The following is a 24,031-nucleotide window of genomic DNA, read 5'->3' as shown; positions in this document are numbered from 1 at the left end:
AAAGAGGTTTATTTCACTGTGACTTGCCAAAGTGATTGGTGTTTTCACAGCTATACCTGGGACTAACAATAAGTGTGCCAGAATTATCCACGGGGCTGCAAAAGACTAATTTGACGGATAATGTGTGGGGTTGATCACAAATTGATGCCAGCTTCCGGTTGTTTGTAAAATACGAAAACGTTTGGCTTTTTTTATTGCGTTATTTATTTGCTGCTAAGTATCAGAAATAAGATAAAGGGGCAGGCTATCCCTCGTCAGTTTGATAAACTCACCGCCGTAATTCTCATATTGATATAGAAATGTGATATCTCTTCCATAATTTCATTAGAAAGTGATAAAAATCTTATGTTTTTATCAAAGCCAATTTCGCCTGAGTTAATATCATCATGATCTGTGAACCATCAACGTCTTCAATGATCGACTTTTAAGTAAGTCTGGAAGGTAAAGCTATGGAGCTTGCTACTACGCAGTCAGTACTGATGCAAATTCAACCGACAATTCAGCGTTTTGCCAGAATGCTTGCCAGCGTGTTGCAGCTTGAGGTTGAGATCGTTGATGAAAACTTGTGTCGCGTCGCCGGAACGGGCGCGTATGGGAAGTTTCTTGGCCGCCAGTTGAGCGGCAACTCACGCCTGCTTCGCCACGTCCTGGAAACGAAAACTGAAAAGGTTGTGACACAATCTCGCTTCGATCCCCTTTGCGAAGGTTGCGATAGTAAAGAAAATTGCCGTGAAAAAGCATTTCTGGGTACGCCTGTCATTTTACAGGATCGTTGTGTTGGGGTGATAAGTTTGATTGCCGTTACCCACGAGCAACAAGAACATATCAGTGATAATTTACGCGAATTTTCTGATTACGTTCGCCATATATCCACCATTTTTGTTTCGAAACTTCTGGAGGATCAGGGGCCAGGAGATAACATCAGTAAAATATTCGCGACCATGATCGATAATATGGATCAGGGCGTTTTAGTTGTTGATGACGAAAATCGGGTTCAGTTTGTTAATCAGACTGCCTTAAAAACACTCGGTGTTGTGCAAAATAATATTGTTGGGAAACCTATCCGTTTCAGACCATTAACATTTGAGAGTAATTTTACCCATGGACATATGCAGCATATTGTTTCGTGGGACGATAAAAGTGAATTAATCATTGGTCAATTGCATAACATTCAGGGCCGACAATTATTTTTAATGGCGTTTCACCAATCGCATACCAGTTTTTCTGTAGCAAATGCACCTGATGAACCGCATATTGAACAATTGGTTGGCGAGTGCCGTGTTATGCGGCAATTAAAACGACTCATTAGCCGTATTGCACCCAGCCCATCCAGCGTTATGGTGGTTGGTGAAAGCGGCACGGGTAAAGAAGTCGTCGCCCGTGCAATCCATAAGTTGAGCGGAAGACGGAATAAACCCTTTATTGCTATCAACTGTGCCGCGATTCCGGAGCAGCTTCTGGAGAGCGAACTGTTCGGTTATGTTAAAGGCGCATTTACTGGCGCTTCTGCCAACGGTAAAACAGGGTTGATTCAGGCGGCGAATACGGGCACGCTGTTTCTCGATGAAATAGGTGATATGCCATTAATGTTGCAGGCTAAATTACTGCGCGCTATTGAGGCGCGTGAAATTCTGCCGATTGGTGCCAGTAGCCCAATACAAGTCGACATTCGCATCATTTCTGCAACTAACCAGAATTTGGCCCAGTTCATTGCCGAAGGTAAATTCCGCGAAGATCTCTTCTACCGACTTAATGTTATCCCGATAACTCTGCCACCGCTGCGTGAACGTCAGGAAGATATTGAACTACTGGTGCATTACTTTTTACATCTGCATACCCGTCGTCTGGGATCGGTTTATCCGGGCATTGCTCCCGATGTCGTCGAAATATTGCGTAAGCATCGTTGGCCCGGAAACCTGCGCGAGTTAAGCAATTTGATGGAATATCTGGTTAACGTGGTTCCTTCAGGTGAAGTTATCGACAGCACGCTATTGCCGCCAAATCTGCTGAATAATGGCACAACGGAGCAAAGTGATGTAACAGAGGTCAACGAGGCGCACCTGGCACTCGATGATGCGGGCGGCACGGCGCTGGAGGAGATGGAAAAGCAAATGATCCGCGAGGCGCTTTCACGTCATAACAGCAAGAAGCAAGTTGCTGATGAACTGGGCATCGGCATTGCTACGCTCTATCGCAAGATTAAGAAATATGAGTTGTTAAACACATAACCTCAGTGAATCCGGCCTGAATTCAGGCCGGATACCCTTTTACTTCGTTTTCTCGCAATCCAGAACTGTATTTACAATCATCTGATACCCCGTGCAGCGACAAAGATTTCCTGCCAGTCCGCGACGAATTTCCGTAATGGTTAATGGCTTCTCGCGTGGTTTCGCCAGCATTGCTGTGGTAGCCATAATCAGGCCAGGCGTACAAAACCCGCACTGCACTGCGCCGGATTTCGCATAAGCCTGCTGAACATGAGAAAGTTTTCCGCCTTTCGCTTCACCTTCCAGCGTGCGGATCTCTTTTCCTTCAGCCCAGGCGGCAAGGTATAAGCAACTGTCTATTGCTGTGCCGTCGACCAGCACCGTACAGGCACCACATTCACCCACGCAGCACCCTTGTTTGACACTTAACAGTCCTTGATCGCGGAGTAATTCCGAGAGCGGCATGCCTGGTGCGGCGTGAAGCTGAAAAGGCATCCCGTTAATGGTGCATTCGATGATAATTGTTTCGCTGTGATTCATTGCAATTTTCCCCCCGCCGCGGCGACGGCTTCGCTAATCACTTTTTTGGTCATCGTCTGGATGAGATGCAGACGAAACTCTTTACTGGCCCGCCATGAAGAACGCGGGGCGACATCCTGCAGGACTGATTCGCTGATGGCTTCCAGCGTTTGCAGGTTTAATGGCGCATTTTGTGCAGTCTGTTCGGCATGTTGGCAGCGAATCGGCGTTGGCGCGGCAACACCAAATGCCAGACGTAATTCGCTGAAATTGCCGTTATCCAGTCGGCAATGTGCGGCGCAGCCAATCGTTGAAATATCCATTGCGTCGCGCATGGCATATTTAAAATGCGCGCTGCCCACGTGTTCTTTCGGTTGGGGCGGAAAATGAAAGGAAACAAGGATTTCGTCATGCTCAAGAGACACTTTGCCCGGTCCAGTGTGAAAGCCATTAATCGGGACGAAACGAACACTGCGTGGGGAGTGGATCTCCAGTTTCGCGTCATAAATGAGCGTTGGCGTGGCAGAATCTGCGCTGGTGGCACCGTTGCAAATATTTCCACCGTAGGTAGCGACGTTACGGATCTGCGGTCCAGCAATGGACGAGGCCGCAGCACATAACGCCGGGAGAAGACGTTGAGTTATAGGATCTTCAATGAGCTGGGTAAATGTCGTTGCAGAGCCGATACGTATCGAGCCATCTTCCGCCAGCGTAATTCCCCGCAGCTCCGCCAGATTATGAATATCAACAATATGGCGATAACGGTCATTGTGATGGTGGAGCTGAATCAGTACGTCAGTGCCACCGGCGAGCAGTTTGGCCTGCGGGTTGTCAGCCAGCAGGTTGATGGCATCGGCAAGGGTTGCTGCGCGATGGTAAGAAGCAAAATCAAACATGATGTTATCCTCAAATCAATCCTGCCAGATGGAACTCTTCATATAACCGTTTTGGCGTCAGCGGCAGTGTATTGATTGCAACACCGGTAGCCATCTTCACCGCGTTACGAATAGCAGCGGCAACAGGAATTATTGGTGGCTCACCCAGTGACTTATGTCCGTATGCGGATTGCGGCTCATTGATTTCGACGAACGCGCTTTCCAGTTGTGGCAGATCCGGCATGGTCGGCATTTTGTAATCCAGCAGGTTGGGGTTACGGACCACGCCGCTTTTCGCATCAATGATCATCTCTTCAAATAGCGCCCAGCCAATGCCCATTCCCATTCCGCCGTGTACCTGACCTTCTGCCAGTAGCGGATTAAGAATATGGCCCGAATCATGAACGTTGAGGATGCGGTTGATGGTGACTTTGCACAGCGCAATATCGATCGTCAGATCAACAAAGGTACAGCCAAACGCTGGTGGGTTAGTGGTGGTTTTGATGGAGCTTTCGGCAGAGAGCTGCCCGCCGCGTTCAGGGTGGTAGAAGGCATCCATCGCCAAATCTTTTAACGACATTAACGGCTCTTCCGGTCGTTCAACCAGCACGATATAGCCTTTTATCAAGGTAAGATTCATCGCTGACTGATGTAGCATGACAGCGGCGTGAGCGATGATTTTCTCCTTTAATAACAGTGCCGCACTGCGCAGCGCGGGCGCGGCAACATAGCTCTGGCGCGAGGCAAATGCACCGGGATCGAACGGCGTAACGTCGGTATCTTGTGTTGAAATAACGCGAACGTCGCTGACCGGAACCCCCACGGTTTCTGCCACCATTTGCGAGAACACGGTGTCGGCACCCTGGCCGATTTCCGTGGCACCACTCTGTACGTTGATGGTTCCATCCTGATTCATCAACAGGCGCGCGCCAGCAATTTCTACGCCGACAGGCCAGGTGTTAGAGGTGTAGCTAAAACAGGCGACGCCAACGCCGCGGCGTAAATTGCCTTGCTGGTTCTGGCACTCTGCACGGCGTTTTTCCCATTCAAAGATTTTCCGGCCTTTTTCAAGACACTCCGGCAACCCTGCGCTGTAAATACGTTTGCCTGTGAGCGGATTAGCATCTCCTTCGCGGGCGGCGTTGCGTAAACGAATTTCAACAGGATCAATACCTAACGCTGTCGCGGCGTCATCAAGCATAGACTCAACGGCAAATACGACTTGTGGCGCGCCATAACCACGCATCGCACCAGCCGAGGGGAGGTTGGTATAGCAGGTCTTTGAACTGTAAGCGTAGGCACAACGAGGATAAAGGTAAGCGACTTTATTCCCCCCTGCAGAAGCGATGGAGTGCCCGTGAGATGCATAAGCGCCGGTGTTAGACAGAACATCCAGACTATAACCTTTCAATGTTCCGTCGCGGTTCACGCCCATTTGCCCGTCAATAGTAAAAGCGTGGCGGGTACGGGTTGCGAGGAAACACTCTTCACGGCTAAGGGAAACTTTCACCGGAATGCCGCCAAGCTTGCTGGTCAGGAATGCCGCCATTGGCTCTTCCAGTACATCCTGTTTATTACCAAAACCGCCACCGACAAACGGTTTGATGACTCGTACGCATGACCAGGGAATATTCAGCGCCTGACCAACCACACGGCGAACAATGTGCGGGATCTGGGTGCTGGAAACGATGGTAATTCGCGAGTCATCCTCCATCCATGCCAGCGATGTCACGCTTTCCATGTGACAATGTTGAATGACCGGCGTCTGATAGTGCCCCTGCACCTGGTAATCGGCGGCATCGATTGTTTGTTGGACATTACCCGTCGACATCGAGCTTTGTTTTAGTAAATTGCCGCCGTTATGGATTGGTGCAGCGTCATCTGCCAGCGCCGCTTCTGGCGTGGTGATAACGGGTAATTCTTGCCACTCAATGCTGACCAATTGCGCCGCTTTTTCTGCCGTGAGTTCATCACGGGCCACGACGATGGCAACGGCGTCACCATGATGACGAACATGGCGAGTTAGCAGTGCGCGATCGGCGGTATCGCGCTTGTTTTCGTCAAGTGTCCAGGCATGCCCAGCTGTAGCGAATGGGATATCAGGTACATCTTCCCAGGTAAAAATCGCCAGTACGCCTGGTAAACTTCTGGCTTGTTCATCATTAATACTTACGGCATAACCATGTGCGATAGGGCTACGTACATATTTCGCGTAACACATGCCCGCCATAACATAATCGTCAGTATATCGTGCCCGCCCGGTGACCTTAGCAATGGCATCGACGCGCATGCAAGATTCACCCGTAGCGGTTGCTTCCCGCGCTTCCATAGAAATCCCCTCGATTTGAACATTTGGTTCTTATGGCAAAGATTTAGTCTAAGCAGGCAAGATTTACGCCAGAAACGACGATAAGCGTTAGGGGAGGAAGGAAGTGTGATGACGTTAAAAAAACACAGATATGATACGAAACAGGACTCTGAATAGGGGCAGTGATACGTATCAATATGAGTGGCGATAAAATCAATGTGATAAATCAGGATTATTACGCATCAGGATGGGAAATAGGGTAAAAAAGTCAGGAAATTCGATACCTCTGCAGCGAATATTTTGCTGATGATACTTCCCTTTGCCAAATGAAATTAACCTCTTTCTCTATTACCGCGTTTTTCGAGAAGCAAGAGATTGGGTATCCAGAGGCTGGCTGCTATGATATGGCGTCTTGTTTTTTAAGCGAGGAAAGATTTTGAGTGCGGGACGCCTGAATAAAAAATCTCTGGGTATCGTGATGTTGTTATCGATTGGACTGCTTTTGGCGGGCTGCTCGGGTAGCAAATCATCCGATACAGGAACGTATTCCGGCTCCGTTTACACCGTGAAACGGGGGGATACGCTATATCGTATTTCGCGCACCACGGGAACCAGCGTAAAAGAGCTGGCGCGACTGAACGGCATTTCCCCCCCTTACACCATTGAAGTTGGTCAGAAACTAAAACTGGGTGGGGCGAAAAGTAGCAGTACACGTAAATCAACCGCCAAATCAACGACCAAAACCGCATCGGTTACACCGTCATCAGCAGTACCGAAATCTTCCTGGCCGCCAGTAGGGCAACGTTGTTGGTTATGGCCAACGACAGGGAAAGTTATCATGCCGTATTCGACAGCTGATGGCGGCAATAAAGGGATTGATATCTCAGCTCCACGGGGTACACCTATTTACGCCGCGGGTGCAGGAAAGGTGGTGTATGTGGGCAACCAGCTGCGTGGCTACGGTAATCTCATCATGATTAAACACAGTGAAGATTACATTACGGCTTACGCCCATAATGACACGATGCTGGTAAATAATGGGCAAAGCGTGAAGGCTGGGCAAAAAATCGCCACTATGGGGAGCACTGATGCGGCATCGGTTCGCCTGCATTTCCAGATTCGTTACCGTGCAACGGCAATTGATCCGCTACGTTACTTGCCGCCTCAGGGCAGCAAGCCAAAATGCTGATGGCGAATTAATCAGCAGTCAGCAGCGCGGCACTTGCTAAGGAGAGCGTAAGGTTTATAATGCCTTACGCATCTCGAAGCGGGCGTAGTTCAATGGTAGAACGAGAGCTTCCCAAGCTCTATACGAGGGTTCGATTCCCTTCGCCCGCTCCAATTTATCTTCACCTCATCAACCTGCCATTTTTGTTGTATCTGATTTTCTATATTATCTTAATTCAATCGCTTCAGACTTTTCGCAATCGCCGTAATACTTCCCCATTTTTTTGTAAATAAAAGCGTTTACACAATGCAATCCATTTGTAACAACCCAGGTAAAACACCTTATTTTCAAGTTGTTAAATAAGTGGTTATCTACGCTTTTAACAAACGATTGATGGAATCTTTTATGAAAGGGAAATCTACATTAACTCTTCTGCTCGCTGGTATATTTTCATGCGGCACATGCCAGGCGACAGGGGCAGAAGTGACGAGTGAATCTGTATTTAACATTCTTAATTCCACGGGGGCAGCAACTGATAAAAGTTATTTATCGTTAAATCCAGATAAGTATCCTAATTATCGTCTTCTGATTCACTCAGCCAAATTAAAAAATGAAATAAAGAGCCACTATACCAAAGACGAAATTCAAGGATTGTTAACATTAACAGAAAATACACGAAAGTTAACGTTGACGGAGAAACCCTGGGGAACATTTATTCTTGCTTCTACTTTCGAAGATGACAAAACAGCGGCAGAAACCCACTATGATGCTGTCTGGCTGAGGGATAGTTTATGGGGCTATATGGCATTAGTATCAGATCAGGGAAATAGTGTAGCCGCAAAAAAGGTTCTGCTCACTCTGTGGGATTATATGTCTACGCCCGACCAGATTAAGCGGATGCAGGACGTCATTAGCAACCCAAAACGACTGGATGGTATTCCTGGGCAAATGAATGCTGTACATATCCGATTTGACAGCAACTCCCACGTGATGGCAGATGTGCAGGAAGAAGGCAAGCCGCAGCTGTGGAACCATAAACAAAATGATGCTTTAGGTCTTTATCTTGATCTCCTTATACAAGCCATCGACACTGGTACTATTAACGCTGAAGACTGGGAAAAAGGTGACCGATTAAAATCGATTGCGCTGCTGATTGCTTATCTGGATAAAGCCAATTTCTATGTTATGGAAGATTCCGGAGCGTGGGAAGAAGATGCCAGATTAAACACATCTTCCGTTGCACTGGTGACCTCTGGACTGGAACGTTTGTCGAACTTACTCTCGAAGAAAGACTCTGTTTTTGTCTCTGATTTACTACGCGAAGCTAAAGCTAATGAACTGGATGAACCTCTTTCAACAACGAGGTTGAACCACCTCATAGATAAAGGTTATGAAAGAATAACGTTACAGCTTGATTTAGGGGGAGAATCCCCAGGTTATCTGGAAAAAGATAAACATTACAGAGAAGCCGATGCGGCTTTACTTAATGTTATTTATCCTGCAAATCTTTCAAAGATAAATACCAGAAGAAAAGAGCAAGTTCTAAAAATAGTTAAAAAACTAGCAGGTCCGTATGGTATAAAAAGATACGAGAAGGATAATTATCAGTCGGCAAATTTTTGGTTCAATGATATTAAAACTGATACCGATCAAAATTCACATGCGAAAAGAGAAAAGAGCTTCATTCCATCAACAGAAGCAGAATGGTTTTTTGACTCATGGTATGCAAAATCAGCAGCAATTGTTTATAAAGAATCAAGAAAAGAAGAATATTTGAATGACTCAGTGCAATTTATGAATAGATCATTGGCCCAAATAACAGGCGAGAATATGATTGGTGCAAATGGCAGGAGCGTACCTGAAATGGCACTTCCCGAGAGCTATAACTATATCCACAAGTCAGGAACTTTGCATGAAGCGCCAAGCCCTATCATTCCGCTAAACTGGTCGAAAGCCTCAATGACTCTTATGTTGAAAGAAATGTCCAACCTTATCAATGATGAGGGAATTAAATAGTTTTCATAATGAGGCGGTCCTGGATTAAAAGGACCGCTCAAAGAGAAATCGTAAGGGAGGTAAAAGTGATCAATAAATTACTGTTAGCTTACCTGATAGGTCTGGTTGTGACATCGACCTTAATATTTATCTTCTCGGAAGAAAAAGTAACATATCGGTTGTTTGCTGCAGTAATTACAGGGTTGACCTGGCCGCTTAGCCTCATTCCATCCATCATAAGTCTCATGATTCGTAAATCCGACTAACAAGAAAATTATATGAGCGATTAAGAAAAATAGAATCGAAAAAGAGAATAAAATATATGAGGGGAGTAACAAAACACTCGCAGTGCGTTAATGTGTAACTAACAAATATGATTTTTATTGAAAATAGTCACCAAACAAGTGTTATAAGAAATACGGGGTATGTTTAAGTAAAACATATCAACCGTTGCAATTCTGTATATGGGCAGGATGACTTACTACTGTAAGTGGCTGATAGCTATTCGCTCATAACAAAATCATTATTTTATAAATAGGAATCATCACTTTTTAATCATGTTTTTATTGCAAGTTTATGGAGAATGATAATATGGAATAAGGAGATGAAACATGATTGAAGAAGGGCTGTTACTTCCAATGAATGTTTTGCTTCAAGGACAGAAGTTAACCCTACTGGACCCTGAAATGTGGTTCTTACGGGGAAATGAAAACAAGGATGTAACCCTTGTTATTACGATTGGTAATAACCATCAAAAATTAATGGTAGTGGAAGACATATTACTGCTCATTGACCGAAGCCAAATTGAGGTAACTGCAGGGAAAGTAATTTATCATCCACTTCGCATTGATATCCTGAGTAAATTATTAGCTTTTATAGATGAATCAACGGGGAGTGTGGAAAGGGAACACCATGAGTTGTTTGCTGATGCCTTGCCCTTTGCATCAGAAGTTGTGCTATTCAGTAAAGTTGCAAGTGAAGCCTGGTTTTTAGCCACTTATCTGAGCAGCGATAATATTAATGAAATTCTGTTTCAGCATCTAAGAAAAACAGAATGCTATAAACTGGTTCGCTATTTATTATCGCAATCGCTCATACAGACTTCACTCTATGATCTTGGTGAGCTTTACGGCGTATCGTATTCACATTTTCGCCGTTTATGTAGTTATGCATTGGGTGGTAAAGTTAAAACGGAATTATGTGGCTGGAGAGTTGCCAGAGCCGTGTTGGAAATCATTGAAGGAAACAGTGATATGACAACAATTGCGCATAAATATGGCTACTCATCCTCATCACACTTTTCAGCCGAAGTAAAAAGCCGGTTAGGAAAAACACCGAGAGAACTATGTAAAAAGTTATGAAAATAAAATTATGCATTACTATTATATTAATTTCAGCCTTATGCATTTTTAATGGATTATTGACTCCTGGTGCATATGCCGCAACAGCGAATGGATACGTAGCAAATAAAGAAAATCTACGTAGTTTTTTTGAAACGGTTTCATCATATGCGGGTAAGCCTACAATAGTAAGTAAGCTTGCCATGAAGAAACAGATCAGCGGAAATTTTGATTTAACCGAACCCTATGCCTTGATTGAACGCCTGTCGGCGCAGATGGGACTTATTTGGTATGATGATGGCAAAGCTATTTATATCTATGACTCATCAGAGATGCGTAATGCACTGATTAATCTGAGAAAGGTATCGACTAATGAGTTTAATAATTTCTTAAAAAATCGGGTCTGTATAACTCTCGTTATGAAATTAAAGGGGGCGGCAATGGTACTTTCTATGTATCGGGGCCACCGGTTTATGTTGACCTGGTCGTTAATGCTGCGAAATTAATGGAGCAAAACAGCGATGGCATCGAGATCGGACGCAATAAAGTAGGAATAATTCATCTGGTCAACACATTCGTTAATGATCGGACTTATGAATTACGTGGCGAAAAGATAGTTATTCCTGGCATGGCAAAAGTACTATCAACATTGTTAAATAATAACATTAAGCAAAGCACAGGGGTGAACGTACTTTCTGAAATTTCAAGTCGTCAACAACTAAAAAACGTATCACGTATGCCTCCTTTTCCTGGTGCTGAAGAAGATGATGACCTACAAGTAGAGAAAATAATATCGACAGCTGGAGCGCCAGAGACTGACGATATACAAATTATTGCATATCCTGATACCAACAGTTTACTTGTTAAAGGAACAGTATCTCAGGTTGATTTTATCGAGAAGTTAGTAGCTACGCTCGATATTCCAAAGCGACATATTGAATTATCTTTATGGATAATAGATATTGATAAGACTGATCTAGAACAGTTAGGAGCTGACTGGTCGGGCACGATAAAAATTGGATCCAGCCTAAGTGCATCATTTAATAATTCAGGTTCAATTAGTACCCTGGATGGGACACAGTTTATTGCAACAATACAGGCACTTGCGCAAAAAAGAAGAGCCGCCGTTGTTGCGCGTCCTGTCGTTTTAACACAGGAGAATATTCCTGCTATATTTGATAATAACCGTACTTTCTATACTAAATTAGTCGGCGAGCGTACTGCGGAGTTGGATGAAGTAACCTATGGTACGATGATTAGCGTGCTACCACGATTTGCTTCGCGAAATCAAATTGAATTACTCTTGAATATTGAAGATGGCAATGAAATCAATTCCGACAAGACCAATGTTGATGATCTGCCTCAGGTTGGTAGAACGCTAATAAGTACTATTGCGCGCGTGCCTCAAGGGAAAAGTCTTTTGATTGGTGGATATACACGAGATACGAATACCTATGAAAGTCGCAAGATCCCAATATTAGGCAGTATTCCATTTATTGGTAAATTATTTGGATATGAAGGAACAAATGCGAATAACATCGTTCGTGTCTTTCTTATTGAGCCAAGAGAGATCGATGAGCGCATGATGAATAATGCGAATGAGGCTGCGGTTGACGCCAGAGCAATAACACAGCAAATGGCAAAAAATAAAGAAATCAACGATGAATTACTGCAGAAATGGATAAAAACTTACCTGAATCGTGAAGTCGTCGGAGGATAGTGAAATGGCGATTCATGTAGAGCATGTCGGTGTATTAGAAAGAGCCAGAGAAGTTTCTCGCTTAGAGGACATTATCACAGAAGATAATGAAGATATTGAAGCTGAAATGCCTAAAATGGGAGATGATCCCGCCGGTAAAGAAGCTCGATTCTTACAAGCTACTGACGAGATGTCAGCAGCGTTAACGCAGTTTATGAAGAAAAAAATCTACGAAGAACAACTGGCCAACTTTCTGGACGGAGAAGAATATGTCCTGGAAGATCAGCCAATAGAAAAAACCGATAAAGTCATGGAGGCGCTTAAGGCAGCAACTACCCATGACTATGAAGTGTATAGCTTTGCTAAAAAATTATTTCCAGATGAAAGCGATCTGGTGGTTGTATTACGTGCAATTTTACGTAAAAAACAAATATCTGAAAATGTGCGGCTAAACGCTGAAGCATTACTTAAAAAAGTTAATCAAGAGACTACTAAAAAATTCATTAATAGCGGTATTAACTCGGCATTAAAAGCAAAGTTATTTGGCCAGGCGTTGTCATTAAATCCCAAATTACTAAGGGCAAGTTATCGACAATTTTTAATGGCAGAAGACGATGCTGTAGATACTTATGTAGAATGGATTGGTAGTTATGGCTATCAAAATAGAATGCTGGTGACAAAATTTATCAAAGAGACGCTTTTCTCAGATATAAATGCACTTGATGCGAGTTGTTCATCATTGGAATTTGGTATGTTTCTCAATAAGTTGTCACAACTATTGTCTCTTCAGTCGGCAGAGGCTTTATTTCTGAAAACTTTAATGAATAACCCAACAATTAAAAAATTTATTAGCGCAGAAGATTACTGGATATTTTTTCTGATATCGTTAATAAAATTTCCTGAGACTGCAGAGGAACTCCTGAAAAATGCACTGGTAACCCTACCCGCAGATGCTAATTATAAAGACAAAACGTTACTCCTGAAGGCGATTTACAGCGGATGTACAAATCTTCCATTTTCACTTTTTATTAATAATGAACAATTATTAGAGATTAGGGAGTGTTGTAAACAGGCAATAAAAGTAACATTTGCAGCAGAGCTCTTTGATACACAAAACAGTAATAAAAAACAAAATAAAAAACCATGGAAGAAGGTAATGTTCAATGTTTAACAAAGTTTTGATAGGTTTAAGGAGTCATCCAGAATTAATAATTCTTGGATTAATGGTGATGATTATCGCCATGCTCATAATTCCATTGCCCACCTACTTAATCGATTTTTTGATTGGGCTGAACTTAACATTGGCAATACTTGTGTTTTTAGGATCATTCTATGTTGATAGGATCTTAAGTTTTTCTTCATTCCCATCAATTCTTCTCATCACAACGTTATTTCGTTTGGCGCTGGCGATCAGTACCAGTCGACTTATACTTCTTGAGGCGGACGCCGGAGAAATTATAACGAGTTTTGGTGAATTCGTTATTGGAGATAGCCTGGTAGTTGGTTTTGTTATTTTCTCCATTGTTACTATTGTTCAGTTTATCGTGATTACTAAAGGTTCGGAACGTGTGGCTGAAGTTGCTGCCCGCTTTTCGCTTGACGGTATGCCAGGTAAACAAATGAGTATTGACGCCGATCTACGCGCCGGGATCATTGATGCAGATTTAGCAAAAGAACGTCGTAGCGTATTAGAACGAGAGAGTCAGCTGTATGGTTCCTTTGATGGTGCGATGAAATTTATCAAAGGTGATGCTATTGCAAACATTATTATTATCTTTGTTAATATTATCGGTGGGCTATCAGTAGGAGTAGGCCAAAATGGAATGGATTTCTCGACAGCGTTGACCGTCTACACAATTCTTACCGTCGGTGATGGTCTTGTTTCTCAAATTCCAGCTTTATTAATTGCTATTAGCGCAGGGTTTATCGTAACGCGCGTGAATGGCGATAGTGATAATATGGGGCAAAATATAATGTCCCAGTTATTAAGTAATTCTTTTGTCATTATTGTGACATGTGTTCTCGCGCTAAGTATTGGGTTGCTTCCAGGTTTTCCCCTTCTTGTGTTTTTATGTTTGGCAGTAATCTTAGGGATTTATTTTTACTTTAAATTCAAAAAGAAAGGGGTTCAAGAAACGGTTGTTGAGGGAGATATCACCGTTGGGTTGGAACCCTATAATCAGGATGATGATATTTCATTAGGTATTATTAATAAACTTGATCAGGTTATTACCGAAACGGTACCCTTGGTTTTGATTATGAATAGTGTACAGGCTAAAAAATACACTGAAATCAATCTTGCAGATAGGATTCGTAGTCAGTTTTTTATTGAGTATGGTATCCGTATTCCCGGTATTGTCATTCGCGAGGGGGAAGGCCTTAATGATGAAGATGTTATATTAATGCTAAATGAAGTCAGAGCCTCGCAATTTAAAATTTATCATGATCTCGTCTTGTTGGTTGAATATTCAGATGAAGTGGTTTCGACTTTGATCAAGAAACCTGTCATCGTAAATAGTAATGGTGAACAATATTATTGGGTTACAAAAAGTGATGCCCAAAAATTAACAAAAATTGGCTGTTATACTCGCACGGCCATGGATGAAATGTACAATCATTTATCTGTATGTCTGGCTCATAATATTAATGAGTATTTTGGTATACAAGAAACAAAATATATTCTTGATCAATTAGAGATGAAGTATCCTGATCTATTAAAAGAAATCTTAAGATATATAACCGTGCAGCGCATTTCAGAGGTAATTCAGCGTCTGATCCAGGAGCGAATTTCAGTGCGCAATATGCGTTTAGTTATGGAGGCTTTAGCATTATGGAGCCCACGAGAGAAAGATATAATTACACTCGTCGAGCATGTACGAGGTGCATTAGGTCGCTACATTTGCCATAAGTTTTCATATTCTGGAGAAATTAAAGCAATTGTGATTTCGCCTGAAATAGAGGACAGAATCAGAGATGGTGTCAGGCCTACCGCTGGCGGTACTTTTCTTAATCTCGATGCATCCGAAGCTGAGATGATTCTGGATAATTTTAAACTGGCACTTTCTGGAATCAATATTCCTATTAAAGACATTATTTTACTGGGATCTGTGGATATTCGTCGTTTTATCAAAAAACTTATTGAATCTAGTTATCGAGACCTCGAAGTACTTTCGTACGGGGAACTAACGGAAAATGTTCCCGTTAATATTCTGAAAACTATTTAGGATAATGTCTTGCGATATGGAGCATGCTGGTATGAAAAAATTAAAACTATTAAATAAATACAGCTACTTACATAGCATAAACGGAGCGCTCATTGAAGCAGAGCTTGACGACGTTTCAGTGGGCGAAGTATGCGAAATTTATGCGAGCTGGCAAGCAAATGAACGTATAGCCAGGGCTCAGGTCGTTGGCTTTCGCAATGGAAAGACATTATTAAACCTTATAGGCAGCTCTGTGGGGCTTACACGTACTGCAGTATTGAAACCAACGGGAGAGCAGTTAACCATACAGATCAATGATGCCTTTCTTGGTTCAGTTTTGAATGCTTCTGGTCAAATTATGGAAAGGTTTGTCCCGGACACTCCAGGCGAAAGGGGAAATTTACGCCTGATTGATGAACTGCCACCGTCGTATAAGGAACGTCGAGTTATTAATACACCACTAGAGACACGGATAAGAGTCATTGATGGCGTACTGACATGTGGCATTGGTCAACGTGTTGGGATTTTCGCATCGGCTGGCTGTGGCAAAACGGTTTTAATGCATATGCTTGTAAACAACACTGAAGCTGATGTGTTTGTTATTGGCTTGATTGGCGAACGTGGAAGGGAAGTTACGGAATGCGCGGAATCGCTGAAAAAATCAGTAAATGCAGCAAAATGTGTTTTGGTTTATGCCACCTCTGATTTTTCGTCAGTAGATCGGTGTAATGCCGCCCTGATGGCGACAACCGTGGCAGAGTATTTTAGAGATCGAGGAAAGAGAGTTGTACTTTTTATCGACTCAATGACGCGCTATGCACGAGCACTACGCGATATGAAGCTGGCAGCGGGTGAACCACCTGCCAGACGTGGTTATCCTGCTTCTGTTTTTGACAGTTTACCTCGCTTACTGGAGAGACCGGGACCAACGCTAAAAGGAAGTATTACTGCCTTTTATACCGTATTACTGGAGGGGGAGGATGAATCAGACCCACTGGGTGATGAAATTCGCTCAATCCTTGATGGCCATATCTATCTAAGTCGCAAACTCGCTGGGCAAGGTCATTATCCGGCAATAGATGTTCTAAAAAGTGTGAGTCGAGTATTTGGTCAGGTCACTGATGAAAAACACAGAGATAATGCTGCACGGGTAAGGAAGATCCTCACAACTTTGGAAGAACTACAGGTGTTTATTGATTTAGGGGAATATCGCGCTGGGCAAAATGCTGAAAATGATTTTGCTATGAATGCCCGGCCTAAACTCACAAATTGGTTAAAACAGTCAGTTAATGAAAAAATGCCAATGAGTGAAACGCTAAAAGAGCTTGAACGAATTGTTAAGTAAAGTTAATCGACTTATCAGAAGAACAGCGCAGAGCCTGGCTGCATGTGAAGCATCATTACAAAAGTTAAATGCAGAAAAAGAAAAGTTAGTCGAAAAGGAACGCCTGTATGATATGCAACTTAAAAACCTACAGTCTCTGTTAGATATGAAGGAGTTACTCGGCGAAGTTGTATTTCGCCAGGATATATTTTACTCGTTACGTAAAGTTGCAGTCATTCAGCAGCAGATCGCTGAGATAAATCTTGAAAAGCAAAAAATAGCAGAGCGGCGAAAAATACTTAACAAGGAAATAGTTCAACAGCAAGCACAAAGAAAACACTGGTGGCTAAAAGGAGAAAAGTACGATCGACTAAAGAAGCGCATCAAAAAACAACTTTTAAATCAGATGCTTTATCAAGACGAGCTTGAACAGGAGGAGAAATATAATGGACGAAGTCAAGAAAATTGAACATTATAAAATTTTAAACACAGACACATCCGAGAATTCTGCTGCGGATTTAGACAGTTTCTTAAAGAAAAACAAAAAAAATAAAGAAATGAGTGAGATTGTTGCTGGATCCATTCTCCAGTTATTACGTCAGGCTCAGGATAGCCAATTCCCTACGTTTGGGAAAAAGAATGGGCAAATGAAGTCTATTGATAACAAATCGTCTCTCCAGGTTGACAGGAATTCATCTTTTTCTTTGCAAACAAATGGAATAGAGCAACTTTCTACAAAGAAAGTCCTCAATATGACTTCACGAGATCAGGGTATTAATTTTGAACTATCTGATAAAACGATACAATTTAAGGGGGGAATCCATAATGGTATCCATACAGAAAACATCACAGTTCAAAACCACAGTAATAATAAAGAGCGTGAAAAAAAATATCGCGATGGAGACAAAAAAAATGGAGAGCAAGCCCATTTAATAGATATTACTAACGAAAGAAGGTTTGCTGATAACAAAACCATGTTTACTCAACATATCGAAAAGCAAAGGAATGTTCATACGCTCAATCAGAATGATATAAATAATTCTGTTAATAGTGCCAATGTACCCGAAAATGAATTGACATATCAGTTTCAGCGTTGGGGACAGAATCATACAGTTCGGATTCTGGAAAGTAGTGAAGGGATACGACTAAAACCATCAGACACGATTGTCTCCGACAGACTCCATGAAGCCCAACACAATGATGTTACAGCACAACGCTGGGTATTGACTGAGCAAGATGAACGACAAGGGCAACGACATCAGCCTCATGATGAGCAAGAAAATGAAGGTAAATTCGAAAACGATCAGAAGGACGAAAGTTAATGTTCGGTCTGAGAAAAGTAAATGGAAACACTCATTCCTTTGAAACCACTTTTCAAAATTGGAAAGAAAAGGGTGAAGATGTTGCGTTATTAATGCCCGAATTTAGCGCCAAATGGCTACCGATAGCAGAAGAGAGCGGCAGCTGGTCTGGATGGGTGTTACTTCGAGAGTTATTTCCCTTAATTTCTGCCGAGCTCGCTGGGATGGCTTTAATGCCAGAAACGGAAAGGTTAATAGTGGAATGGCTCAGTTTATCTAGTACCCCATTAAATCTAAAGTATCCTGAACTAAAATATAATCGTTTGTGTGTCGGTAAAGTATTTGATGGAGTATTGAGTCCAGCTCAACCACTGATAAGAATATGGACAGGGGAATTAAATATTTGGTTAGATAAAGTCACAGTCTGCCAATACGAAAACGCTCCAACGCTAGACAAAAAATCATTATATTGGCCCATTCATTTTGTAATTGGATTTAGTAAAACATGTTATAGAACCATTGTTGATATTGAAGTTGGTGATGTTTTATTAATTTCAAATAATTTTGCTTATGCGGTTATTTATAATACAAAGATTTGTGATTTAATTTATCCAGAGGAGTTAAAAATGGTTGATCATTTTGAGTACGAGGAAGATTTTGAAACAGATGACTTTGATATCAAAAAAAGCGAAAGCGAGATTAATGATGAAAATGACTATCAGCAGATTAATAGTTTTGAAGACTTGCCTGTAAAAATTGAGTTTGTTCTTGGAAAGAAAATAATGAATCTATATGAAATAGACGATCTCTGTGCAAAAAGAATTATATCTTTGCTTCCTGAAGCGGAGAAAAATATAGAGATACGTGTAAATGGCACGCTAACTGGCTATGGCGAACTTGTTGAAGTGGATGATAAATTGGGCGTAGAAATTCATTCTTGGTTATCAGGGAATAATAATGTCAAATAGCATTTCGCTGATAGCGATATTATCATTATTTACACTATTACCGTTTATAATAGCATCCGGGACATGTTTTATTAAATTCTCGATTGTTTTTGTTATTGTCCGAAACGCACTGGGACTTCAGCAAGTGCCATCAAATATGACACTTAATGGGATAGCTTTGCTATTGTCAATGTTCGTAATGATGCCGGTTGGGAAGGAAATATATAATAACAGTCAGAATGAGAATCTTTCATTCAATAATGTAGCGTCGGTTGTTAATTTTGTTGAGACAGGCATGAGTGGTTATAAATCATATTTGATAAAATATTCTGAACCGGAGTTGGTTAGCTTTTTTGAAAAGATTCAGAAGGTGAATAGTTCTGAAGATAATGAAGAGATAATCGATGATGAGAATATTTCAATTTTCTCGTTACTCCCGGCATATGCGTTGAGTGAGATAAAAAGTGCATTTATTATAGGTTTCTATATCTATTTACCCTTTGTTGTAGTTGATCTGGTTATATCCAGCGTTCTGTTAACGTTAGGTATGATGATGATGAGTCCGGTAACCATATCTACACCGATAAAATTAATTCTGTTTGTCGCGATGGACGGTTGGACAATGTTATCGAAAGGACTCATTTTACAATATTTTGACCTATCCATTAATCCCTGAGGAAAAAATATGGACGACATTGTTTTTGCGGGGAATAGGGCGCTGTATCTGATTTTAGTTATGTCTGCAGGACCTATTGCAGTTGCGACATTTGTTGGTTTATTGGTAGGGCTTTTTCAAACGGTAACACAGTTGCAAGAACAGACGTTGCCATTTGGCGTCAAATTATTGTGCGTAAGTATTTGCTTTTTTTTAATGAGCGGATGGTATGGTGAAAAATTATATTCGTTTGGTATCGAAATGCTGAATTTAGCATTCGCGAGAGGATAGCATGGGGGAGGCGATACTCTATCAGTTGCATAGTCTGCTGGCTGCTACAGCGCTCGGTTTTTGCCGATTGGCACCAACTTTCTATTTGTTACCATTTTTCGCCAGTGGGAATATACCAACAGTAGTTCGTCACCCAATAATAATAGTGGTATCATGTGCATTAGTTCAGCATTACCACTATGAATTATCTACCCTAAATGAAATAGATATCGCTTTGTTTGCTGCCAGAGAAATTATCATAGGGTTGTTTATTGCTTGCTTATTAGCATCCCCATTTTGGATTTTCCTTGCTATAGGCAGCTTTATCGATAACCAACGTGGTGCAACGTTAAGTAGTACTTTGGATCCGGCTACAGGTGTCGATACATCGGAATTAGCAAGATTATTTAACCTTTTCTCTGCAGCAGTTTATCTTACTAACGGTGGATTGAACTTTATTCTGGAGACTCTATGGCAAAGTTATAACTTATGGCCTTCAGGAAATTTTAATTTTCCTAAATTAGAGCCTTTATTCTCATATATTAATAATATAATGACTCATACTATCGTTTACGCAAGCCCCGTGATTGCGGTTATGCTGGGCGGTGAAGCTGTCCTGGGATTGCTGGCACGCTATGCTTCACAACTAAATGCTTTTGCCATCTCACTAACTGTCAAAAGTGCGCTGGCATTTTTAATATTAATTATTTATTTTGGCCCAATACTGGCTGAACGAGTTATGCCGTTATCCTTTTTCCCAGAACAATTGCAATTATACATTGATAAATAGAGTGTTTCATGGCAAATAAAACTGAAAAGCCAACACAAAAGAAACTCCAGGATGCTTCTAAAAAAGGGCAAATTCTAAAAAGTAGAGACTTAACAGTCTCTGTAATAATGCTTGTGGGTACTTTATATCTCGGATATGTATTTGATGTGCATCATATTATGTCGATTCTTGAATACATCCTTGATCATAACGCTAAACCGGATATTTGGGACTATTTTAAAGCTATGGGGATAGGTTGGTTGAAAACGATCATTCCTTTTTTGCTGGTATGTATGTTTACAACAATACTTGTCTCATGGTTTCAAAGTAAAATGCAATTAGCAACTGAAGCTATTAAGTTTAAGTTTGATTCATTAAATCCAGTAAATGGCTTAAAACGTATATTTGGCTTAAAAACCGTAAAAGAATTTGTTAAAGCAATACTTTATATTATTTTTTTGCATTGGCGATCAAAGTATTTTGGAGTAACCATAAATCACTGCTTTTTAAAACTCTTGATGGAGATATCATTTCTTTATTATCAGATTGGGGAGAGATGCTATTCCTCCTCATACTATATTGTCTCGGCAGTATGATAATTGTTCTAATATTTGATTTTATCGCTGAGTATTTTTTATTTATGAAAGATATGAAAATGGATAAACAAGAAGTTAAAAGAGAATACAAGGAACAAGAAGGAAATCCAGAAATTAAGTCTAAACGCAGAGAACGCCATCAAGAAATTCTGTCAGAGCAATTGAAATCTGATGTCAGTAATAGCCGTCTGATGATTGCAAACCCTACGCACATTGCCATAGGGATATACTTTAAGCCACATCTGTCACCTATACCATTGATTTCTGTAAGAGAAACTAATGAGGTAGCATTAGCCGTAAGGAAATATGCAAAGGAAATCGGAATACCAATTATTACAGATAAAAAATTAGCACGAAAAATTTATGCCACCCATCGTCGCTACGATTATGTTAGCTTCGAAAATATAGATGAGATCTTGCGTCTTCTGCTGTGGCTTGAAGATGTGGAGAATGCTGGACAACCTGTTCCAGATGAACTGTTCTCCTCAGAAGATAAATTCAAAGAAGGTGAAGACACAAAAAACGAGAATAAAGACAATAATTAAAAAAATTAAACATCTATCATAGTCGGAAATTTATAATAATCTACACGCAAAAAGCGTGTAGATTATTATTTAATGTGTTAAACGATCTTGCGAAATGACAAGCAATTGATACATACTCATCTCTTTATAAGCTGGAACAGTAGTAACCTGCGCAAATTCGCGATATAGCTTCTGCTCTAGTTCTGCTGATGATATATATTCCGGGTGTTCGCTAAAGAACTTTCTTGCATCTACTATCGCTTGAGATTCGCCACTTCTTTTATTCTGAGTATCCTTTAATGAATTTTCTCTGGTGCATGCAGAGAGCAACGATATCAGCGCGACAGTTATTATGATTTTACTATTATATCTTACTAATGACATATCAACTTTCTCTTATGCAAGATTGGAGTTTAAAATAATGTTTATCCCATTCACAGAGTGCTATAAACAACTCAACAGTACCTTTTATGTTAAGTTTATTTAGGGCTCTTATTTTGTGATATGATACTGTTTTATAATCAATTCCTTTGATAATGGCTATTTGTTTTAACGAATAAGAAACACATAACCGCAGGATATCTATCTCATCATGGGTAAGTGGTTCTTGAGTGGAATACACATTTTGTGTATGAAGATTCGAAACCAGGAAATGCGTTAAATCAGATAATGTAATATTCTTATTGATCCTGATGAAATTGTTGCTCAAAAGGGTGTTTACAGGTTCTGTATTTGGTTTGAGATTTCGATGTTGGTGCTCATCAATAACAACGAACGAATGTCCAAGATCAACCAACGCAACCAAATCGCTGTAATATTCCTTTTGGGATGCTAATAATGCATTAGTGCCTACAGTGAAGTAGACATCACTGGAAAAGACTTGCATATGCCAACCTGCACTCTAAAATCATTTAGGGTAAATATTACGTGTAAAATTTAAAATAATGGTAATTGTTATATTTGCTTATCAATGAGGGAATAGGGTGTATACCTTAAATTGCAAATAAATTTATGTATGTAGACATTTAAAATGGTTCTCGAAAATTATAATCTTTTTATTGTGTGTCATCATAATTTGGTCATGAAATTTCCGTCTTGTTACACTACTCTAAACTAGAGCTTATGGAATTAGCGGGTGGTATTCATGGAAAATAATGATAAATTCTTATCACAAGACTTATTGGAATCTTATGCCATTCGTTTATTGAGCGGACCATTGAATGGATGCGAGTATGAAATACTTAATGGGCGTGTACTCGTTATCGTTGGTAATGATGTTTCGTTAGGAAGAAGTGATTCTTTTTCTGAGTTACCAGAGAATACGATAGTCATTCCTTATGGAGAGCTTACAGGCAGTTTTGAGGTAATAATCACTACCGACCCTGATCTGGTTGTAACAATCAGAGAATTAACAGCACAAGAACCTGAAGATAGAACGTTAACATTGAATCAGCAAATAGAAGTTTTAGGCCTCAAATTTGCTGTAAAAGGAAAAAATGAAGTTTGGCAGTATTCAATACCAGGTATTGTTGAAAATAACATTACTTCAACAAGACAACATTTCTTTAGTAGTACGCTGTTTAAATATGTAACGCTATTTTTTCTTTTTGCTATCATTTTTATAGCTTTTTATATTGTTAATGCCAGTAATGATCCGCAGCTGAGACATATCGATAAAATTCTTGTAAACAAAAATAGAAATTATGAAATTTTATATGGTAGGGATCATGTCATCTATATCAATACCAATAGTTTGGATGAAGCTGTCTGGGTCAAACAAGCACTGGAAAAAAATCAACCAGGAAAGCCAGTACGGGTGATAAATCCTGATGATGAATCGATACGAATTTTTTCATGGCTTGCTGATAATTTCCCAGATCTACAATATTTTAAACTACAGCTATTAGATGCCAGTAATCCAAGACTGACAGTGAGTAAGCAACGGAATGCTATCACACAGCAACTAATCGATAATCTTATTAAAGGATTGCTGCAAACTATGCCATATGCCAGCAATATAAGTATTGCGGTATTAGATGATAATGTATTGGAAAGTCAGGCAATTGAAACATTGTCGGCAATAGGTCTTTCTTATGAAAAATATAAAACAGCTAACAATGTATATTTCAATATCATTGGTACGTTAAGCGACAGTGAATTAAATAAAATTAATAATTATGTTGACGAATATTATAAACAATGGGGTAAACAGTATGTAAGATTTAATGTGAATTTGAAAAATCAGGACACAAATAATAGTTCATTTAGCTACGGAGATAACCGATTCGAGAAGTCTCAAGGTAGCAAGTGGACATTTCAGGAATAATTGAG

The 24,031-nt window shown here is 40.8% G+C and carries 19 protein-coding genes, 1 tRNA gene and 4 pseudogenes; 19 read left to right on the top strand and 5 right to left on the bottom strand.

Features of this window, described 5'->3' with window-relative positions; all coding sequences use genetic code 11:
- Window positions 1-449: 449 nt before the first annotated feature.
- Complete coding sequence (locus ACJHYR_RS03645) at window positions 450-2,228, top strand: sigma-54 interaction domain-containing protein (protein ID WP_000417794.1); 1,779 nt, start codon at window positions 450-452, stop codon at window positions 2,226-2,228.
- Window positions 2,229-2,267: 39 nt separating this feature from the next.
- Here ACJHYR_RS03645 and xdhC read toward each other — a convergent pair whose 3' ends face one another.
- Genes xdhC through xdhA form a run of 3 tightly spaced genes read right to left on the bottom strand, consistent with a single transcriptional unit; the run spans window position 2,268 to window position 5,930 of the window.
- Complete coding sequence (xdhC, locus tag ACJHYR_RS03640) at window positions 2,268-2,747, bottom strand: xanthine dehydrogenase iron sulfur-binding subunit XdhC (RefSeq protein WP_001016583.1); 480 nt, start codon at window positions 2,745-2,747, stop codon at window positions 2,268-2,270.
- Window positions 2,744-3,622, bottom strand: coding sequence for a xanthine dehydrogenase FAD-binding subunit XdhB (gene xdhB, locus ACJHYR_RS03635; protein ID WP_000459165.1), 879 nt, complete (start codon window positions 3,620-3,622; stop codon window positions 2,744-2,746). The genes xdhC and xdhB overlap by 4 nt, the downstream gene beginning before the upstream one ends.
- A gap of 10 nt (window positions 3,623-3,632) precedes the next feature.
- Window positions 3,633-5,930 (bottom strand): xanthine dehydrogenase molybdenum-binding subunit XdhA, encoded by a 2,298-nt coding sequence (gene xdhA / locus ACJHYR_RS03630; protein WP_000388113.1) that lies wholly within the window; start codon window positions 5,928-5,930, stop codon window positions 3,633-3,635.
- Between the two features lie 415 nt (window positions 5,931-6,345).
- Between xdhA and actS the strand changes: the two genes are divergently transcribed.
- From actS to ACJHYR_RS03545, 17 genes and pseudogenes are all read left to right on the top strand, one after another.
- Complete coding sequence (gene actS / locus ACJHYR_RS03625) at window positions 6,346-7,098, top strand: amidase activator ActS (RefSeq protein ID WP_001587386.1); 753 nt, start codon at window positions 6,346-6,348, stop codon at window positions 7,096-7,098.
- Between the two features lie 78 nt (window positions 7,099-7,176).
- Window positions 7,177-7,250: transfer RNA gene (locus ACJHYR_RS03620), tRNA-Gly, on the top strand.
- Between the two features lie 232 nt (window positions 7,251-7,482).
- Window positions 7,483-9,093: a glycoside hydrolase family 15 protein gene (locus tag ACJHYR_RS03615; RefSeq protein ID WP_000676948.1), complete on the top strand. Its 1,611-nt coding sequence runs from the start codon at window positions 7,483-7,485 to the stop codon at window positions 9,091-9,093.
- A gap of 65 nt (window positions 9,094-9,158) precedes the next feature.
- A complete protein-coding gene (locus ACJHYR_RS03610; RefSeq protein ID WP_001305821.1) occupies window positions 9,159-9,338 on the top strand; it encodes a GhoT/OrtT family toxin in 180 nt (59 codons plus the stop codon).
- A gap of 345 nt (window positions 9,339-9,683) precedes the next feature.
- Complete coding sequence (locus ACJHYR_RS03605) at window positions 9,684-10,433, top strand: helix-turn-helix domain-containing protein (RefSeq protein WP_000568782.1); 750 nt, start codon at window positions 9,684-9,686, stop codon at window positions 10,431-10,433.
- Window positions 10,430-12,132 (top strand): annotated as a pseudogene (sctC, locus tag ACJHYR_RS03600) (type III secretion system outer membrane ring subunit SctC). The gene ACJHYR_RS03605 and the pseudogene sctC overlap by 4 nt, the downstream one beginning before the upstream one ends.
- Window positions 12,133-12,136: 4 nt before the next feature.
- Window positions 12,137-13,282 (top strand): YopN/LcrE/InvE/MxiC type III secretion system gatekeeper, encoded by a 1,146-nt coding sequence (locus ACJHYR_RS03595; protein WP_000974418.1) that lies wholly within the window; start codon window positions 12,137-12,139, stop codon window positions 13,280-13,282.
- Window positions 13,275-15,335, top strand: a complete 2,061-nt coding sequence (locus ACJHYR_RS03590) for an EscV/YscV/HrcV family type III secretion system export apparatus protein (protein WP_001603412.1) — start codon at window positions 13,275-13,277, stop codon at window positions 15,333-15,335. The genes ACJHYR_RS03595 and ACJHYR_RS03590 overlap by 8 nt, the downstream gene beginning before the upstream one ends.
- 31 nt (window positions 15,336-15,366) lie before the next feature.
- Window positions 15,367-16,659, top strand: coding sequence for a type III secretion system ATPase SctN (sctN, locus tag ACJHYR_RS03585; protein WP_000734303.1), 1,293 nt, complete (start codon window positions 15,367-15,369; stop codon window positions 16,657-16,659).
- Window positions 16,649-17,107 carry a type III secretion protein gene (locus tag ACJHYR_RS03580; protein ID WP_001305819.1) on the top strand — a complete coding sequence of 153 codons (459 nt, stop codon included), beginning with the start codon at window positions 16,649-16,651 and terminating at the stop codon, window positions 17,105-17,107. The genes sctN and ACJHYR_RS03580 overlap by 11 nt, the downstream gene beginning before the upstream one ends.
- Window positions 17,085-17,315, top strand: a pseudogene (locus tag ACJHYR_RS03575) (type III secretion protein); the annotation flags it as partial. The gene ACJHYR_RS03580 and the pseudogene ACJHYR_RS03575, both read left to right, overlap by 23 nt.
- Before the next feature lie 75 nt (window positions 17,316-17,390).
- On the top strand, window positions 17,391-17,960 hold the full coding sequence (locus tag ACJHYR_RS03570) for a type III secretion system needle length determinant, SpaN/EivJ family (RefSeq protein WP_122986657.1): 570 nt from the start codon (window positions 17,391-17,393) through the stop codon (window positions 17,958-17,960).
- Window positions 17,920-18,907: pseudogene (locus ACJHYR_RS03565) on the top strand (YscQ/HrcQ family type III secretion apparatus protein). The gene ACJHYR_RS03570 and the pseudogene ACJHYR_RS03565 overlap by 41 nt, the downstream one beginning before the upstream one ends.
- Window positions 18,897-19,562, top strand: coding sequence for an EscR/YscR/HrcR family type III secretion system export apparatus protein (locus ACJHYR_RS03560; protein ID WP_000071528.1), 666 nt, complete (start codon window positions 18,897-18,899; stop codon window positions 19,560-19,562). The pseudogene ACJHYR_RS03565 and the gene ACJHYR_RS03560 overlap by 11 nt, the downstream one beginning before the upstream one ends.
- A 9-nt stretch (window positions 19,563-19,571) precedes the next feature.
- Window positions 19,572-19,832 (top strand): EscS/YscS/HrcS family type III secretion system export apparatus protein, encoded by a 261-nt coding sequence (locus ACJHYR_RS03555; protein ID WP_000341004.1) that lies wholly within the window; start codon window positions 19,572-19,574, stop codon window positions 19,830-19,832.
- 1 nt (window position 19,833) lies between these two features.
- Window positions 19,834-20,601 carry a type III secretion system export apparatus subunit SctT gene (gene sctT, locus ACJHYR_RS03550; RefSeq protein WP_000503296.1) on the top strand — a complete coding sequence of 256 codons (768 nt, stop codon included), beginning with the start codon at window positions 19,834-19,836 and terminating at the stop codon, window positions 20,599-20,601.
- A gap of 8 nt (window positions 20,602-20,609) precedes the next feature.
- Window positions 20,610-21,721: pseudogene (locus ACJHYR_RS03545) on the top strand (EscU/YscU/HrcU family type III secretion system export apparatus switch protein).
- Between the two features lie 69 nt (window positions 21,722-21,790).
- Here the strand turns inward: ACJHYR_RS03545 and ACJHYR_RS03540 are convergent.
- Window positions 21,791-22,084: an invasion protein gene (locus tag ACJHYR_RS03540; RefSeq protein WP_000060686.1), complete on the bottom strand. Its 294-nt coding sequence runs from the start codon at window positions 22,082-22,084 to the stop codon at window positions 21,791-21,793.
- A gap of 1 nt (window position 22,085) precedes the next feature.
- Window positions 22,086-22,586 carry a helix-turn-helix transcriptional regulator gene (locus ACJHYR_RS03535; RefSeq protein ID WP_001195865.1) on the bottom strand — a complete coding sequence of 167 codons (501 nt, stop codon included), beginning with the start codon at window positions 22,584-22,586 and terminating at the stop codon, window positions 22,086-22,088.
- 258 nt (window positions 22,587-22,844) lie between these two features.
- Between ACJHYR_RS03535 and ACJHYR_RS03530 the strand changes: the two genes are divergently transcribed.
- Entirely contained in the window at window positions 22,845-24,026 is a 1,182-nt protein-coding gene (locus tag ACJHYR_RS03530; protein ID WP_001305813.1) for a PrgH/EprH family type III secretion apparatus protein, read from the top strand.
- Window positions 24,027-24,031: the final 5 nt, after the last annotated feature.

The sequence above is a fragment of the Escherichia sp. WS1450 genome, from assembly GCF_046487395.1.
GTDB lineage: Bacteria > Pseudomonadota > Gammaproteobacteria > Enterobacterales > Enterobacteriaceae > Escherichia > Escherichia coli.
Note: the sequence above shows the minus strand (reverse complement) of the source record. Positions and strands in the feature narration are given on the sequence as shown.